This is a genomic window from Pantoea sp. FN0305 (genome assembly GCF_050113845.1).
GTDB lineage: Bacteria > Pseudomonadota > Gammaproteobacteria > Enterobacterales > Enterobacteriaceae > Mixta > Mixta alhagi.
Genome location: NZ_JBNJSN010000006.1, coordinates 56403 through 72091 on the forward strand (window position 1 = coordinate 56403; position 15689 = coordinate 72091).

The 15689-nt window shown below is 53.2% G+C and carries 10 protein-coding genes; 4 read left to right on the forward strand and 6 right to left on the reverse strand.

Annotation, left to right across the window (positions count from 1 at the left end; genetic code table 11):
* Positions 1-36 precede the first annotated feature (36 nt).
* The 3 genes from ACQE3Y_RS13155 to ACQE3Y_RS13165 form a co-directional block, all read right to left on the reverse strand.
* The gene (locus tag ACQE3Y_RS13155; RefSeq protein ID WP_426981942.1) at positions 37-1470 is read right to left on the reverse strand and encodes a diguanylate cyclase; all 1434 of its coding nucleotides are present in this window, start codon (positions 1468-1470) and stop codon (positions 37-39) included.
* A 229-nt stretch (positions 1471-1699) separates the two neighbouring features.
* Complete coding sequence (locus ACQE3Y_RS13160) at positions 1700-3175, reverse strand: SulP family inorganic anion transporter (RefSeq protein ID WP_426973342.1); 1476 nt, start codon at positions 3173-3175, stop codon at positions 1700-1702.
* Complete coding sequence (locus ACQE3Y_RS13165; protein WP_426981856.1) at positions 3172-3816, reverse strand: carbonic anhydrase; 645 nt, start codon at positions 3814-3816, stop codon at positions 3172-3174. The genes ACQE3Y_RS13160 and ACQE3Y_RS13165 overlap by 4 nt, the downstream gene beginning before the upstream one ends.
* A gap of 665 nt (positions 3817-4481) precedes the next feature.
* Here ACQE3Y_RS13165 and ACQE3Y_RS13170 point away from each other — a divergent pair.
* Positions 4482-5198 carry a polyphenol oxidase family protein gene (locus tag ACQE3Y_RS13170; protein ID WP_426981857.1) on the forward strand — a complete coding sequence of 239 codons (717 nt, stop codon included), beginning with the start codon at positions 4482-4484 and terminating at the stop codon, positions 5196-5198.
* A gap of 75 nt (positions 5199-5273) precedes the next feature.
* Here the strand turns inward: ACQE3Y_RS13170 and ACQE3Y_RS13175 are convergent, their stop codons facing one another.
* Entirely contained in the window at positions 5274-5975 is a 702-nt protein-coding gene (locus ACQE3Y_RS13175) for a response regulator (RefSeq protein WP_426973339.1), read from the reverse strand.
* Positions 5976-6493: 518 nt separating this feature from the next.
* Between ACQE3Y_RS13175 and ACQE3Y_RS13180 the strand changes: the two genes are divergently transcribed.
* Complete coding sequence (locus ACQE3Y_RS13180) at positions 6494-10057, forward strand: ATP-binding protein (RefSeq protein WP_426981858.1); 3564 nt, start codon at positions 6494-6496, stop codon at positions 10055-10057.
* Positions 10058-10241: 184 nt separating this feature from the next.
* Positions 10242-12257, forward strand: a complete 2016-nt coding sequence (locus ACQE3Y_RS13185) for an FAD-dependent oxidoreductase (RefSeq protein ID WP_426981859.1) — start codon at positions 10242-10244, stop codon at positions 12255-12257.
* Positions 12258-12272: 15 nt separating this feature from the next.
* Here ACQE3Y_RS13185 and rlmG read toward each other — a convergent pair whose 3' ends face one another.
* Positions 12273-13391, reverse strand: coding sequence for a 23S rRNA (guanine(1835)-N(2))-methyltransferase RlmG (gene rlmG, locus ACQE3Y_RS13190; protein ID WP_426981860.1), 1119 nt, complete (start codon positions 13389-13391; stop codon positions 12273-12275).
* Positions 13392-13475: 84 nt separating this feature from the next.
* Here rlmG and ACQE3Y_RS13195 point away from each other — a divergent pair, with 84 nt between their 5' ends.
* On the forward strand, positions 13476-13979 hold the full coding sequence (locus ACQE3Y_RS13195) for a M48 family metallopeptidase (protein ID WP_426981861.1): 504 nt from the start codon (positions 13476-13478) through the stop codon (positions 13977-13979).
* Here the strand turns inward: ACQE3Y_RS13195 and ACQE3Y_RS13200 are convergent.
* Positions 13976-15661, reverse strand: coding sequence for a chloride channel protein (locus ACQE3Y_RS13200; protein WP_426981862.1), 1686 nt, complete (start codon positions 15659-15661; stop codon positions 13976-13978). The genes ACQE3Y_RS13195 and ACQE3Y_RS13200 overlap by 4 nt on opposite strands.
* Positions 15662-15689 lie beyond the last annotated feature (28 nt).

Below are 15689 nucleotides of genomic sequence, written 5' to 3' on the forward strand. Positions count from 1 at the left end.
GTGCAGGTTAGCTGCTGCGGTTTTTTCTGATGCAAGCTATGCAAGAGTGTGGGATACCGCGTTTTCGCTTGTTAGCGAGGACGTTGTCTGATTGCGCCCGTTGCGTTTTGAGATAAACAGCTGTTTATCGGCGGCAGAAACCAGCCGGTTAAACGACTCGCTTACGTTATTAGTTTCAAGAGCGCCGCTGGCTACGCCGATACTGACGGTAACGGCAACACCACTGCCGCGCAGCATGATTTTTTCCTGCATAATGCGGTGACGAATCGCCTCCGCTTTCTCCAGCAGTTGTCCATCGCTTAGCCCGAAAAGCAGTACCAAAAACTCTTCTCCGCCAAAACGACAAACCAGCCCCTCCTGCCCTACCGCCTGTTGCATACGCTGCGCGACCTCAAACAGCACCGCATCGCCTGCATCATGTCCGTAGTTGTCATTAATGGATTTAAAATAATCGACATCGATCAACAGCACACCGGCTATGCGCGCGCGCAGATCGCTGGTTTTTTCCAGCTGATGCAGTCGTTCGTACAGGCCTGAACGTGACAGCTGGCGGGTAAGGAAATCATGGTTAGCACGCAGCGCCAGCTGATGATTAAGCTGCCGGATGGCATCCATACTGACGGCAACGATCAGCGGACTGATCGCGACCGTCGCCACGCCCAGCCTCGCTGAAGCCAGATGTCCCAGCGGCAACAGGCTGTCGTCCCCCTGAATATTCATCAAGCCATGCATAACCAAAACAATTTCGCTGATGCCGGTTATCAGCGTAAGGCCGCTGGTCAGCCAGAGCGGATAGCTGATGGCGCACCAAATCAGCGCCGGTACGGGAAACGAGAGACTGCCGCCGCCGCCAATCACCACCGCCGCACTCAGCGACAGTATTAACGATGCTATCGGCAGACAGTTCCGCCAGCGCCGCAGCGTTGAAAGCAATGATGGCCTTCGCGGCAACGTCAGCAGAAACGGCAGCAGCAGGACGCCGGTAGAAAACTGTTCGCTTAGCCAGTCGCTCCAGGCAGGCAGGAAGCGCTCGCTAATAAGCAGCCCCTGAGCCAGCGCCCCCCAGGTGGCGCAGGCAATCGAAGCCAACAGACAGGCAGGGAAAATGTTCAACGCGCTTTTTACTCTACCCGAGGCGTTAAGCAGCCCCGGTCTCTGGATCAGCATGGAGACAGCCACCAGGATAAACAGCAGATTAGCGCCGTTCAGGGTAAAGGCGGGTATCGCCCAGCCGGAAAAAAGGGTGTCGTTCAGAACCATCGCGCTATAACACACCAGATAGTAGTGCGGTCGATGCAGCCAGGAGAAACGCACAAAAATAGCGGTCAACAACGCATTAATCGGCCAGAACAGCGACAGCTCAGCGGGCAGACGTAAATGTCCGCCAACAAAACAAAAGAACAGAGTGAAAACAAACAGAATGAGGGCATTTTTGAGCGGTCCGTTTTTATCAAAAAGCGTAAATTGCATAACCGGGCGTACCTGTTGCGTTGCTCTTGCCGTCTTCAGAGTATCCATCGCAAATTCATTAAGGCGGCATATTATCTGGAGCGCCAATGTCATTCTGGCGAAGCGGCGCATCTTATCATGGTGTGTTCCATCGGCAGGATGAATCTTCTTCAGCCGGTAAAAATAAAACAGGCACTCATTGAGTGCCTGAGGAGACTAACCCGCTTACAATGCGGCAAGAGCTGGCAGATTATTTTACCGCCACCGGCCATTGATTGAGGCGTATGCCGCGTCGCGGCGCTTTTTCGCCAAAATCTTTCAGCACCGCTTTTACGTCGGGATCGAGATAATCCACATTATCATGATCGACAATCACCACACTGTTTTCCGGGATCTCATCCAGCAGGTTCTGCAAACGCGGATTATGCATAAACGTCAGATTCTGCTGCAGGCGCAAAACATAATGGTCATCGTAACGAGTAAGATGCATCGCGTTACGATGGCTTTTATAAATGCTGTACAGAATCTGGGTAGCAATCCCTAATCCAATACCGGCCAGCATCCCAAAAGCGATAATGCCTACGATAGTGGTGATAAAAGGTACAAACTGCTGCGCCCCCATGCGGATTTGATCGATAAACAGACGCGGCGTAGCCAGTTTATAACCGGTATACAGCAGTACTGCCGCCAGGCTTGCCAGCGGGATCACATTCAGCAACTCGCTGAACCACAGGCCGCAGATCAGTAGCAGTACGCCATGCAGCAGAATAGAGATTTTACTCTGCGCGCCTACGCTGACGTTCACCGAACTGCGGACAATAACCGCGGTAATGGGCAAAGCGCCAAGAAAACCAGCCAGGGTATTACCGATGCCCTGCGCCACCATCTCTTTATTTGGCGAAGGTGACGGATTCTGCGGGCGCAGCTTGTTCAGCGCCTGCTGGCTAAGCAGCGTTTCCAGGCTGGCCACCAGTGCCAGCGTAACGGCAACAACATACACCGACGGATTACGCCACGCCTGCCAGTCAGGCCTTTCCAGCTCGGCAGTGAGCGCGCTGAGGCTATCAAATTTCGGCAAGGAAATACGCGGCAGGTTAGTGATAAATTCCGGCTGCAACCGCTCGCCAAACAGAGTAGCCAGCCCGCCAAACAGTACGGCGATAAGCGGCCCGGGGATCCAGCTTAGCGCCTTCACTTTTTTCACCACCGGCGTCGTCCATATCCACAAAATCAGCAGACCGACCGCAGCGACAATGATGGCCGACACAGAGAAGCTAAACTCACCGCTAAACAGCGCGCTCAGTTCACTATCGCCGCTGGCTCCCAGCGCAACCGGGATCTGCTGCATAATCAAAAGAATACCAATAGCCGCCAGCATCCCTTTGATCACGCTGCCGGGCACCAGCGCAATAAAGCGCCCGGCCCGCAGCAGGCCAAGTACGACCTGAATCACGCCCGCCAGCACCAGCGCCAGCAAGAAGGCGGAAAACGATCCTAATGAAGCAACAGATGATACGACAATTGTGACCAGGCCAGCCGCCGGGCCGCTGACGGCAAAGCGTGATGGGCTAAAAGAGGTGACGACCAGCCCGCCGATCACGCCGGTCAGCAGGCCAACGAACGGCGGCAAGCCGCTGGCCTGAGCAATGCCCAGACACAGGGGCAGCGCCACCAGAAACACGACAAGGCCGGCAGGCAGATCCTGCCGAAGCGTCTTTGGAATCATGGCGATGTTTCCTCTGCAGATTGCTGAATTAACTCGGTTAAATGTCCTGACTGCAGATCGTAAACGCAGCCGAACAAATCCAGTTCTTTACCGCTACGCCAGGCTTGCAGCACCGGGGCGCTGACCGCCAGGTTAGCAAACTGCGCCAGTACATTGGCCTCAACCAGGCGATTATGGCGCGCAGTGTCCGCCTCGCCGGCGGCATGAAACGCTGCCAGCCCATCCGTAAGCGCCATGCGCAGGGCAGCAATACGCCGTGACAGCGGGGAGTTCTCCTGCGCCAGCGGACTGTCCGGCAGCGCGACGGCGGCCTGTACGCCTCCACAGCCATAGTGTCCGCACAGTACGATGCGTTTTACCTCAAGGTACTCCAGCGCATATTGCAGCACGCTCATAAAGTTATCGTCATCGGTTAACACCATATTGGCGATATTGCGATGCACAAACAGTTCTCCCGGATCGGCACCGGTCAATACCTCTGCCGGTACACGGCTATCAGAACAGCCAATCCACAGCGAGTGTGGCTTTTGCTGATGCAAATAGCGTTCAAAATAGCGCGGGTTACGCTGTGTTTTTTGTAAGGCCCAGCTACGGTTTTTTGCTAACAGGGGTTTCAGGGTCGTCAAAGTCGTCGTCTCCATTCGGATAAATACAGGCAAGCCTGGGCGACAGTTAAACTTCATCAGGAAATACCGGAAGAGCCAAATAAAGCCTCCGGCAAATAAGTAGTACCACTTTTTATATTAAGTGCAGATTGTGAAAAAACAATTATTCCAGAAAGGGTGGGAGTGTAATTTTATCTAAAGGCAATGTATAAAATGAGTAAATAGGATTATGGACACTTGTAATGGCAATAAAATATAAAAAATTTAAAAACCAATTAAAAACAATTAGTTAAATAATAAAAATTCCTTTATTTTAAACGATAATAATAAAACCATGCATTTTAAAAGGTTATAATAAAATAGACGTCAATCTCATTATTAGCATGGCATCTCAATTTTTATGGAGCATACCACCGGTTATTTATCATAAGAAAAAACGATGACAGCCTAATAAACGCCGGTCCTGTTGGTCTGAGGCGCGATAAATAATAACGCACGCAATTAATAAATCGTTTATCAGACCGGCGTTGGCAAACATTATTATGGTGCATCATTACATTCATTGTTGCCGTAAAGAATTTGCGTTTATTTACTTAACAGAGTGAAAAAAATTTATCAGGCTGCTGGTAGTCATGGCCAGCCTCATCCTGTTTAATGACGGATATCGCTGGTCAGTCGCTGATTCCCTGTAAGGATGCTCTATGCAAAACGCCGCTCCGGTTCGTACCTCTGCTCTGCTCACTTCGCTTGGCTGGCTGGACCATGCTTTTTTGCCGGCGGGAATAGCACCGCCAGAAGAGACTGCCTGTGGTCATCAGCGACATAGCCCTACTATCGTGATGTCTGAAGAGGCTTTCCCGCGCAAGCAGTGCGAAGCAGACGGCGTGATCGCTACGGATTCACGCCCTGTGGCCGTATATACTGCAGATTGCCTGCCGGTGCTGATTGCCGATACGCGCCAGCATCATGTTGCAGCTGTACACGCAGGGCTGAAAGGGGCGTTGGCTGGCGTGCTGCCTGCGGCGGTGAATCGGTTATTGGCTTTGGGTGCTACGCCTGAAAGCCTGTTTGTGGCGATTGGTCCAGCCATTGCGCCCTGCTGTTATGAGCTTGGACAGGATGTACTGGGGACGATAACCTCCGACCCGCGTGTTACCGCGCCGCAATGGTTTTCTACCCAGCCCATAAATCCGCATGCGGTACGACCTCAGGCAGAGGCAAAGAACCAGGGGATCTGGTTTGATCTTCCGGCGCTGGGACGACAAATGCTGCTGGATATGAAAATCCCGGCAGCCCAAATAGAGGTGCTGCCGGTATGTACTTACTGCAGCGCTGAGCCGCAATCCAGCTATCGACGAAACGCGCATTTTTCTGACGGATACGCTTTGCGTTACTCCTGGATCCAGCGCCGGACATAACGGCAGCCTTGTAAAGCGTAAAACTGGCGTTGCGGTCGTTTGTTAAGCGCCAGAAGTAAACGCAGAAAAACGGGCTCAGGAACGTGACAGCAAATCACTACTGTATTTAAACAGTTCATTGTCAGAGCGCAGCCCCAGCTTTCTTAAGGCCGACTGTTTCTGCCCGCTAACGGTTTTACGGCTGCGTTTAAATTTAATGGCGATTTGAGAAACGCTCATGCCGTTAAGGAAACAACGGATAACTTCCACCTCACGCGGGCTGAGTAGCTTGACCTTTTCATACAGGCTGCCTTTTTGATTATTCCCTGCCAGCGGGTTTCTCAGTTCCTCGTGGATCACATATAAATCTTCAATCTCATAAGCCATATCACGTGACAGCCAGTGACGCCCGTAGCCGACCTGCCGAATCGCCTGAATCATTTCACTCATATCCTGGCTTTTACCAATAAAGCCTTTCACGCCTGCGTTAAGCACCATTTTTACAACCGCCGGGCTTTCCATCGCTGAAGAAATAAGAATATTTAAGCGTGGATAGTGATTACGCAACTGCTTGACCAGGGCAAGGCCATCCAGTTCTTTTTCGCCTAATAAGAAATCAAGTACTAATACATCAAGCTGTAAATCCGGCAGTTCGGTAAACAGTTGCTGACTGGAGCCAAAAGCCTTGATCAACATCATATCCGGCTCGGCGTTTATGCAGATCTCAAATGCCGTGCGAATCATGGGATGATCGTCCAGTAACGCTACCCGTAAAGGCCGGGCGATCGTTTTCGTCATCTCTTCACTCCTTGAATCATTATCGATGAATAAGCGCATAAATTAATTTGTTACGCGCTGTTGTAGAACGGGCGTAATGTTTTGGCCTGATTGTTATTAATATCTGTCGTTATCGTCTTGGTTATTAAACGCCTTTTCTAACCCTTCCTTGATTGAGCAGACGCGCATAAAAATAACGGAACTGATTAATGCCAGGCCCCTATCCTCAGCTTGCCGTGTAGGCGTGAGGCCTAAACAAGGCATGGAGACCTGAGACAATTCCTGATATTTTTAGCATAAAAAAAAACATACTGATAGCCTGTTTCTCTCGTGCTGACGCGGCACTCAATGAATGACAAAAAATTTTTCTTAATACAAGAAACGTCTCAAAATAATAACGAAACGATAAATCATCTATTTTTTACGCAGGAAAAAACCTATTATACTCAGTAAAGTCGCATATAAAAACTACACCAAGATAAGAAGTTACTCCCCGCCAGGTTTTATTTTTGCAACATAAAAATCTCAGGATAACGCTAATGATAAAAAGGACTTTATATTTTTACCTGGTTTTATTTATTGTTAATTTTCCTGCCCTCGCTCAATTGCCGCAATTAGAACTACAGGTACATACCGACATTGTATTGCCGCCGAAAGAACAGCTTAATGAATTAAAAACGCTTAATTATCCACAACGGCTGCGCGTTGGCGTACCGGGTTCCCCGCATCCCCCTATTTACAACAATATGGAACCAGGAAAATTCGCTGGTATCGCTGCAGATTATCTTGGCGCCCTGCAAAAGATGCTGGATGTTGAATTGCAGATCGTCTCCTACGCTAAGCCAGCGGAAGCAATCCAGGCGCTCAGAAAACAGCAGTTGGATATGTTGGCTTTTTATAATCCCTATCTCTATGGCGAAGACGGCATTATCGCTACCCCACCCTGGCTGCTGGATCGTCCGATTATTGCCCAAAATGAGCGCGCCCCGGTTAACTTCAATAGCGCCATGCAGCCGGTGCTGGCCTGGGCTGAAGCCCCTGGCTTTAGCCAGCAACTGCAACACTACTTTCCAAACGCGCGCCTGAAGCACTATCGCGATGCAGAAATGGCGCTGGCTGCCGTTGCCTTCGGTCAGGCAGATGCCATGTGGGGCAGCGCTGCCAGCATCGAATTCATTCGGCGCTATGGCTACAGCGGTCGAATTAACCTGAGCGCCAGCCGCTCGGTTCCTGATATGAATCTCTCTTTTGGCGTGTCCGCAGCACAGCCACAGCTGGCTAAAGCAATTAATATCGCGCTGCAGCAGATACCCCTGGCGGGCCGCCTGCGCATCGCCACCAACTGGGGGCTGGACTCGACGTTTGTGCTTAAAGCCAATCCGTTACAGCTCAATGCAGAGGATGAGATCTGGCTGCGTCAACATCCAGTGATTCCCGTGGTGCCAAACTGGAACATCGCCCCGCTTTCAATGGTCAATTATGATAACCAGCCTGCCGGGATTGAAGCAGAGCTTCTGCAACTGATTAGTGAACGCACCGGCGTGAAGTTTGTTTATCCTGAGCCTTTCGCCGCCAGGGATAATAATATTCTGGCGCTGCGGCTGGCAGAACTGGAGCCGGAACATCCCGATCCTCATCTTGTTTATTCACGCCCGTATATCGTTACGCCATGGGTAATGGTGCAGAAAAACAATAACGATCCAGCCTGGTCCCTTTCGGCGTCGCCAGGCAGGAAGCTGGCGATAGAAGCACGTAGTCCTGTGCGCAAATGGCTACAGCAACAGTATCCCGGCACTAAAATACGTATCGTGGAGAATGCGCAGCAGGCTTTTGAATTGTTAGCGAGAGGCGAAGTTGATGCCATTATTCAACCCAAAATTATCGCCGATTATCAGTTAAATAATCAGTATGCCGGTCATCTGCGGATCAGCCGCACCCTGAACAGCAAGCCTGCGCGTTTCGTTATGGCCACCCAGACTGAAAATCTGGAGTTAATGCATATTATTGATAAAGCCCTGCTGGACATTTCGCGTGACACGCGGGAAAGAATCGTGCTGCGCTGGCAAAACGCCCGTCACGTCGATACTTATAATTACTGGCAATATTACCGCAGCACCATTATTAAAATTACGCTGGGGATCGGCCTGCTCGCCCTACTGATCCTGCTCTGGAACCGGCATCTGCAGCACATTATCCGCGAGCGCACCCGTGCAGAACAGACCTTAAAAAACCAGTTAACCTTTACCAATACGCTGTTTGATGAGTCGCCGGTAGTGATGTATGTCCGCGATCGACAGATGCGCCTGCTGCATTGCAACAAGGCCTACGTCGATTTCCTGCATATTCCACGTGAACAGCTGTTGGGTACAGCGCTTGATGTGCTGCCAACAGAGTCTGTTATCAGGCAACGGTTTCAGGAAATTTATCAACAGACCTTTGAAGAAGGAAAACCTCTGGTGCAGGATCTCAACATGCATTATGAGGGGCGCGACTATTACGCGTTGCACTGGGCGCTGCCCTATCGCGATCATGCAGATAATATCGTGGGCGTTATTGGCGGTTGGCTGGATATTACCGAGCGCTATGAGTTGCTTACCGCCTTGGAAAAAGCCAAAGAGGAAGCCGACCGCGCCAACGAATTTAAAAGCCGCTTTCTGGCAAATACCAGCCATGATATTCGCACCCAGTTACATGCGATTATTGGCCTGCTGGAGCTGGAAATGCGGCGCTCGCCGCAACCGCTTGGGCCGAACATCACAGCCGCTTATGACGCTGCCACTACGCTGCAAAATCTGATCGGTAATGTACTGGACTTATCGAAAATTGAATCGGGGATTTTAGAGCCTGAACCGATGCCCACCAACCTGGTGACGGTTGTGGAACAGCTGTTTGCTCTGTTCCACAGCAAAGCTGAAGCGCGCGGCCTGCTCTTTCGCAAAGCGCTCAGCGTGGTACATCCCTGCGTGCTGATTGATGCCACCATGTTTAATCAAATCGTCGCTAATTTGCTGAGCAACGCGCTGAAATTTACCCATGCGGGTAAGGTAGAAATTACGCTGTATCAGCAACCGGACGCCGCCGAGCTGGCAAATAAGCGCGGCCGCTATATCCTGAAAGTGAGTGACACCGGCTGCGGTATTAGCCCTCATGAGTTGCATAAAATTTTCGATCCCTTTGTTCAGGTAGGCGATCGACATAGCCAACAGGCGGGAACCGGTCTCGGCCTGAGTATCTGCCGCCATCTGGCACATCTGTTGGGCGGAGAAATCAGCGTAGAGAGCGAGTCGGGTACAGGCTCCGTGTTTATTTTTAGCTTTTGTGTGCCGCTATGCGAAGAAAATATGCCAGTCAACGAGAACCACGGACAGCATCAGGGCGACGGCGTTATGCGCATTTTGATCGTGGAAGATCACGCCCCGAACCGGCTGCTGCTGGCCCAGCAGCTGATCTATCTGGGCCATCAGGTTATTGAAACAGAGCGGGCCAGCGAGGCGCTGGTTTGTTGGGAGCAGCAGAGAAACGCCATCGATTTAATCATTACCGACTGCAATCTTCCTGATATGGATGGTTTTATCTTTGCCCAAACTTTGCGCCAGCGTGAAGCGGAACTGGGGCTGCAGCCGGTACCGATCGTTGGCCTGACTGCCGCTGCAGAAAAGACGATCCAGCAACGCTGCATCGATGCCGGTATGAATTGCTGCCTGTTTAAACCAGCGAATATCGACACCCTGCATAGCTTTATCTCTACCTCTGTTTACGTGAACGCGCCCGCAGTACCGGGCAACGGGCTGCTTGAGCAACTGATCGATGTTGATCCTGATGCCTGCGCCAGGCTAATTACCAGCGCAATTGATAGCCATCGCCAGCTGATCATTCAGCTACAGCAATGTCATCAGCATGCTGAGATCATTACCCTGGCCCATACATTAAAAGGCGGAGCGCGCCTGCTTAATGCGGTGCGGCTGGAAAAGCTGTGCCAGCAGTTAGAAGACAGCGAAAGCGATGATGTCCATCTTGATGAACTGTGTCAGGAAGTGATTAATGAAGTGCAGGTACTGGAGGCCATGCTGCTTACCCGGCTGCGATCGTTAAACCGCGACTGACCCGATCTCAGGCTCTGTCTTAAACGTCTGCCCCGCTTGTCGGGCAGGCGTTTTGCTTCAGGCCCGCTACTTTTTTGATGTATCTCACAGGCTGACCCGCTGCCGCTTTTCTTTCTTAACCTGAGCGCTACAGTCAACTCATCCGACCACTTAATAATAATTTAACATTCAGGTGAGTAGCTTTATGTCGATCACGCCATCGCTTTTCGATCCGCTCGATCTTGGCTTTACCCAACTAAAAAACCGTGTGCTAATGGGATCGATGCATACCGGTCTGGAAGAGCGGCCTGACGGCGCAGCGCGGCTTGCCGCCTTTTATGCCGATCGCGCCGCGGGCGGCGTAGCGTTGATCGTTACCGGCGGCATAGCCCCTTCCCCGGAAGGAGTGGTGGTTGCTGGCGGTTCGGTACTGAACGCTGAAACGCAGCTGGCGCATCACCGCATCATTACCGACGCGGTCCATCAGCACGATGGGAAAATCGCCTTACAGATCCTGCATGCCGGTCGCTACAGCTATCAGCCTGCGCTGGTAGCACCTTCGCCGCTACAGGCGCCTGTTAATCCTTTTATGCCGCAGGCCCTGAGCCATGAGGCCATTTTGCAGTTGATTGAGGACTTTGCGCGCTGTGCGACGCTGGCCCAGCAGGCGGGCTATGACGGCGTGGAAATCATGGGTTCGGAAGGCTATCTGATCAATCAGTTCCTGACGCTACGCACTAATCAACGTAGCGACGAATGGGGAGGCGATTTTGCGCATCGTATGCGTTTTGCGGTACGCATTGTGCAGGCGGTACGCGCTGCGACCGGACCTGACTTCATTATTATTTATCGGCTGTCGATGCTCGACCTGGTGCCGGAGGGCAATACGCTGGAAGAAACAATCGCGCTGGCGCAGGCTATCGAAGCGGCGGGCGCCACGCTGATCAATAGCGGTATCGGCTGGCATGAGGCGCGTATTCCTACCATCGCTACCTCGGTTCCGCGCGCTGCTTTCGGCTGGGTCACGCGCCTTCTGCGACAGCATGTGACGCTGCCGCTGATCGCCACCAACCGCATCAACCAGCCGGAGGTAGCGCAGCAACTGCTGGATAAGGGCTGTGCGGATATGATCTCAATGGCACGGCCTTTCCTTGCGGATGCTGCTTTTGTCGCTAAGGCGCAGGCCAACCGCGCTGCCGAGATCAATACCTGCATCGGCTGCAATCAGGCCTGCCTCGATCAAATTTTTGCGGGCAAAGTGACTTCCTGTCTGGTTAACCCACGCGCCTGTCATGAAACACTGATGCCGGTGACGCCCGCCCGCCAGCAGAAAAAGCTGGCGGTAGTTGGCGCAGGCCCCGCTGGTCTGGCGTTTGCGGTAAATGCCGCCATGCGCGGCCATCAGGTCACACTGTTCGATGCCGCCAGCGCTATTGGCGGTCAGTTTAACGTGGCGCGCCAGATCCCTGGCAAAGAAGAATTTAATGAAGCGCTGCGTTACTACCGTACCCAGCTACAGCGCTACAACGTGGAGACCCGCCTGAACTGCCGTGCCGACGCGGAAATGCTGCACGATTTTGACGAGGTGATCCTGGCCAGCGGCATCGTGCCGCGTACGCCAGCGATTGAAGGCATATCGCACAGCAAGGTGCTGAACTATCTGCAGGTGCTGCGCGATAAAAAACCGGTGGGTGCACGCGTTGCGATTATTGGCGCTGGCGGCATCGGCTTCGATACCGCCAGCTATCTCAGCCACAGCGATAATGCCAGCAGCCTGAATATTGATGCCTTCTGCCAGGAGTGGGGGATCGATAAAAGTCTGCAGCAGCGCGGCGGGTTAACCACGCCGCAGCCCGTCGGCAGCCCGCGTCAGATTTGGTTGCTGCAGCGCAAAGCGGGCAAGCCGGGCACCGGGCTGGGGAAAACCACCGGCTGGATCCACCGCAGCACTCTGCTGGCGCGCGGCGTAGAGATGTGGGGCAATGTGCAGTATCAGCGCATTGACGATGAGGGGCTGCATATCCTGCGCGACGGCCAACCGCTCACGCTGGCGGTGGATAACGTGATTATCTGCGCCGGTCAGGAGCCTGACCGGACGCTGGCGGTTCCCTTGCAGGCGGCAGGTAAGCCAGTGCATATTATCGGTGGCGCGGATGTGGCGCTGGAGCTGGATGCGCGCCGCGCTATCGCCCAGGGAACGGAACTGGCGCTGGCCATCTGATCCACGCTGGCAATCTCAACGCAGCTTTACCGAGCGCAGCACCACAAACTTGTTATTTGACGCCACGGTGGTGCAGTTGCCAAACAGCTTTTTCATTTTGCGATAATAATCCAGATGGCGGTTGCCAACGATACGCAGTTCGCCGCCATACTGCAGGCAGCGGCGCGCGTCCCGGAACATCTGCCAGGCGATATGATCGGTCACTGCGCTCTGCTGATGGAAAGGAGGATTACAGAGCACCGCATGCAGACGATCGGCCGGAAAACCGCTCAGCGCGTTATTGACCTGAAAATGGCTGCGCGCCATATCCTGCGGACGGTTAAGCTCAACGTTCATGCGGCTGGAAGCGATCGCCATCCAGGATTCATCAATGAAATGCACTTCCGCCTGTGGATTCATCTCCAGCGCCAGCAGGCCAATCACGCCGTTTCCGCAGCCAAGATCAGCAATCTCGCCGGTGATATTATCCGGCAGATGCTGCATAAAGAAACGCGCGCCAATATCCAGCCCGCTGCGGGAAAAGACGTTGGCATGATTATGAATCTGATACGCGGTGCCATCCAGCGGCCAGCTCAGCGTCTCCGCCTGCGGCTTGAGTTCCGGCGCGGCAAAAGTGCTGTAAACCAGGCGCGCTTTTTTCCACGCCAGCGAGGTTTTCGTTGGGCCAAGAATACGTTCAAACAGCTGCAGCGTGGAGGTATGGATATCTTTCGCGCGCGCACCGGCAATAATAACGGTTTCCGGCGTCACCACTTCACGCAGCTGACGCAGCTGATGCTCCAGCAGTGCCAGCGTGCGGGGGATCTTAATCAGCACGCAGGCGGGGGCAGCAGGCAGCGATGCCATGCTGTCAAGCAGGGTCACCCGATCCTCATCCAGCAGGTTGTCACGCAGATTTTGACGCGTCGCCTGCTGGCTAATCCATGAATCATTAATGCTGTAGAGTGGGCGATCCAGCGCGCAGGCGAGTGTGCCAAAGCTGTCGTTAAATACCAGCAGTGGTCCCTGCTCCGGCAGCGTTTGCTGCAACAGATACTCATCGGCCGAATCCCACGCCTGGAGTGGGTTTTCTTCCTGCATACGCGGGAAGCGGTGTAAGGTCAGCGTGCGTTGGCTCAGTTCTAATTGGCTCATGGATTCCTCGGCGTGGTACTATTGCGCATCTTTTCGCCCCGAAAGCGGGGGCGCAGTATACTGCCTTTTTATTCGAGCCGCGTCATGTCGTCGTTAATTTATCTGCAGGGCTATCCTGAAACGCTGCTGCGCCAGGTCCAGACCCTTATTGATCAGCAGCGCCTTGGCGAAGTGCTACAACAGCGCTATCCCGCCATGCACAATATCACCAGTGACAAAGCGCTGTATGACTATACGCAGGCGCTTAAAAACCGCTATTTACGCAACGCCGCGCCGCTGAATAAAGTGATCTATGACAGTAAAATCCGCGTCATAAAACATGCGCTTGGCCTGCATACCGCTGTCTCACAGGTGCAGGGCGGCAAGCTGAAAGCGCGGGCGGAAATTCGTGTTGCCACGCTGTTCCGCCGGGCACCGGAAGCCTTTCTGCGCATGATCGTGGTGCATGAGCTGGCGCATATCAAAGAGAAAGAGCACAACAAAGCGTTTTACCAGCTCTGCTGCCACATGGAGCCAGATTATCATCAACTGGAGTTCGATACCCGACTGTGGCTAACTCATCAGGCTCAGTTGGGCAACGCCGATTAAATAAACGCTTTCGCCTTTCTAATCAGGCTGGTTTTGGTCAATACGCCAAGATATTTACGATCCTGTGGATTATTTAATACCGGCAGACGCTCCAGCGTGACCTGTGCAAAAGCTTCCCATCCCTCGCGCACCGTTTGATTGCGGAACACACAGGGAAACTGTGCATCCATCACCAGAATCACCGGCGAATCGAGCGTAATTTCATGATCGAGAATTTTGCGCGAAATATCGTGAATCGAAACCACGCCAAGAAAATGCTCCAGGTCGTTAATTACATAGACATAGCGCTCTTTTTTCAGCGAGCTGACCGCCAGCGCGCGCCCTACCGATTCATGCGGCTGTAGCGCGGCGCCGGGTACAATCAGCTGCTCGATGATACTGTTATCAAAATCGAGCTTGGCATCAGCGCGATTAAAATGCTGCGTTACCACGGGATAGGTACTGGTCGCCTGCAGCTGCCAGGCGACCATTGCCGCCAGCACGGTAGCGATCATTACCGGAAACAGCAGGCTGCTGTTTAAAGTCATTTCCAGCACCATCAGCATCGCCATCAGGGGGGCCTGACTGACCGCAGCCAGCACTGCCCCCATGCCCACCACTGCAAACAGCAGCGTGTTGCTTACCGGCAGCCCGGCCTGTCGCGCCAGCGTAGCGATGATTACGCCCAATAGCGCCCCTACCAATAGCGAGGGCGTAAATAATCCGCCTACCGCATTTGAGCCCACCGACAACGCCGTTGCGCTCATCTTCAATGCCAGCAGCAGCAGCAGCGCGGGCAGCAGATAGTGTCCGGCCATAATCTTCACGATCACTTCATAGCCGTTGCCAAGGATATCGGTGGAAACCAGCGCCAGCGTGCCCACCAGCACTCCCCCTAATCCAAGACGCAGCGGCAGCGACCGAACATGAGAAAAAAGCTGCCTGCTGTGGCCGATCATTTTAATCAGCAGCCAGCCAAGCAGGCCGGATAACAGGCCAACGGCAACCGTCAACAGCAGCGTGGTCGGATCCAGCTGAAACGCGACCTCGGCAAAGGGATAAAGCGCATTGCGCAGCCCCAGCGACCACATGGTCATGACCGCCGTGGCGGCCGCGATAATCAGCGGGATCAGCCGCTGCAGCGCCGTGATGCCAAAAGCGATCTCCGCCACGAAAATTGCCGAGGCCAGCGGAGCATGATAAACCGAGGCCAGCCCGGCGGCGGCGGCCATAGCAACAATTTCACTGTTATTGATAGCGACCGATTTAAAGCAAAAACGCCCCATCAGGCTGCCGCACAGCGCCGAAAGCTGCACCATCGGCCCTTCTTTACCAATAGAGGCACCGCTGCCAATACTGGCAATTGATGAGAGCGCGCGAAACAATGAAGTTCTGGTCGGCACCGCATCCAGCCGGGCGTTGATGACATCCAGATAGTCGGTTTTACTGATTTGCTGCTGTTCGAGACTGACGGCATAGCGCAGAAAAAAACCGGCAATAACGCCGCCTGCCCCAACAATCAGCGGCCAGCAGTACCAGGGCCAGACGGTCATCGCCACGGTAATATCGCGATCGCTATGAAACAGTAATTGATTAATCCATTCAATCAGATGACGGAAGCCCAGCGTTACCAGCGATGCCGCGCAGCCTACCGGGATCGCGACCAGAATAGTGGTCCAGTTAAGAACATGTTTAACGCTCACATCGCATCCTTCTGTTACGGTTCCTGCA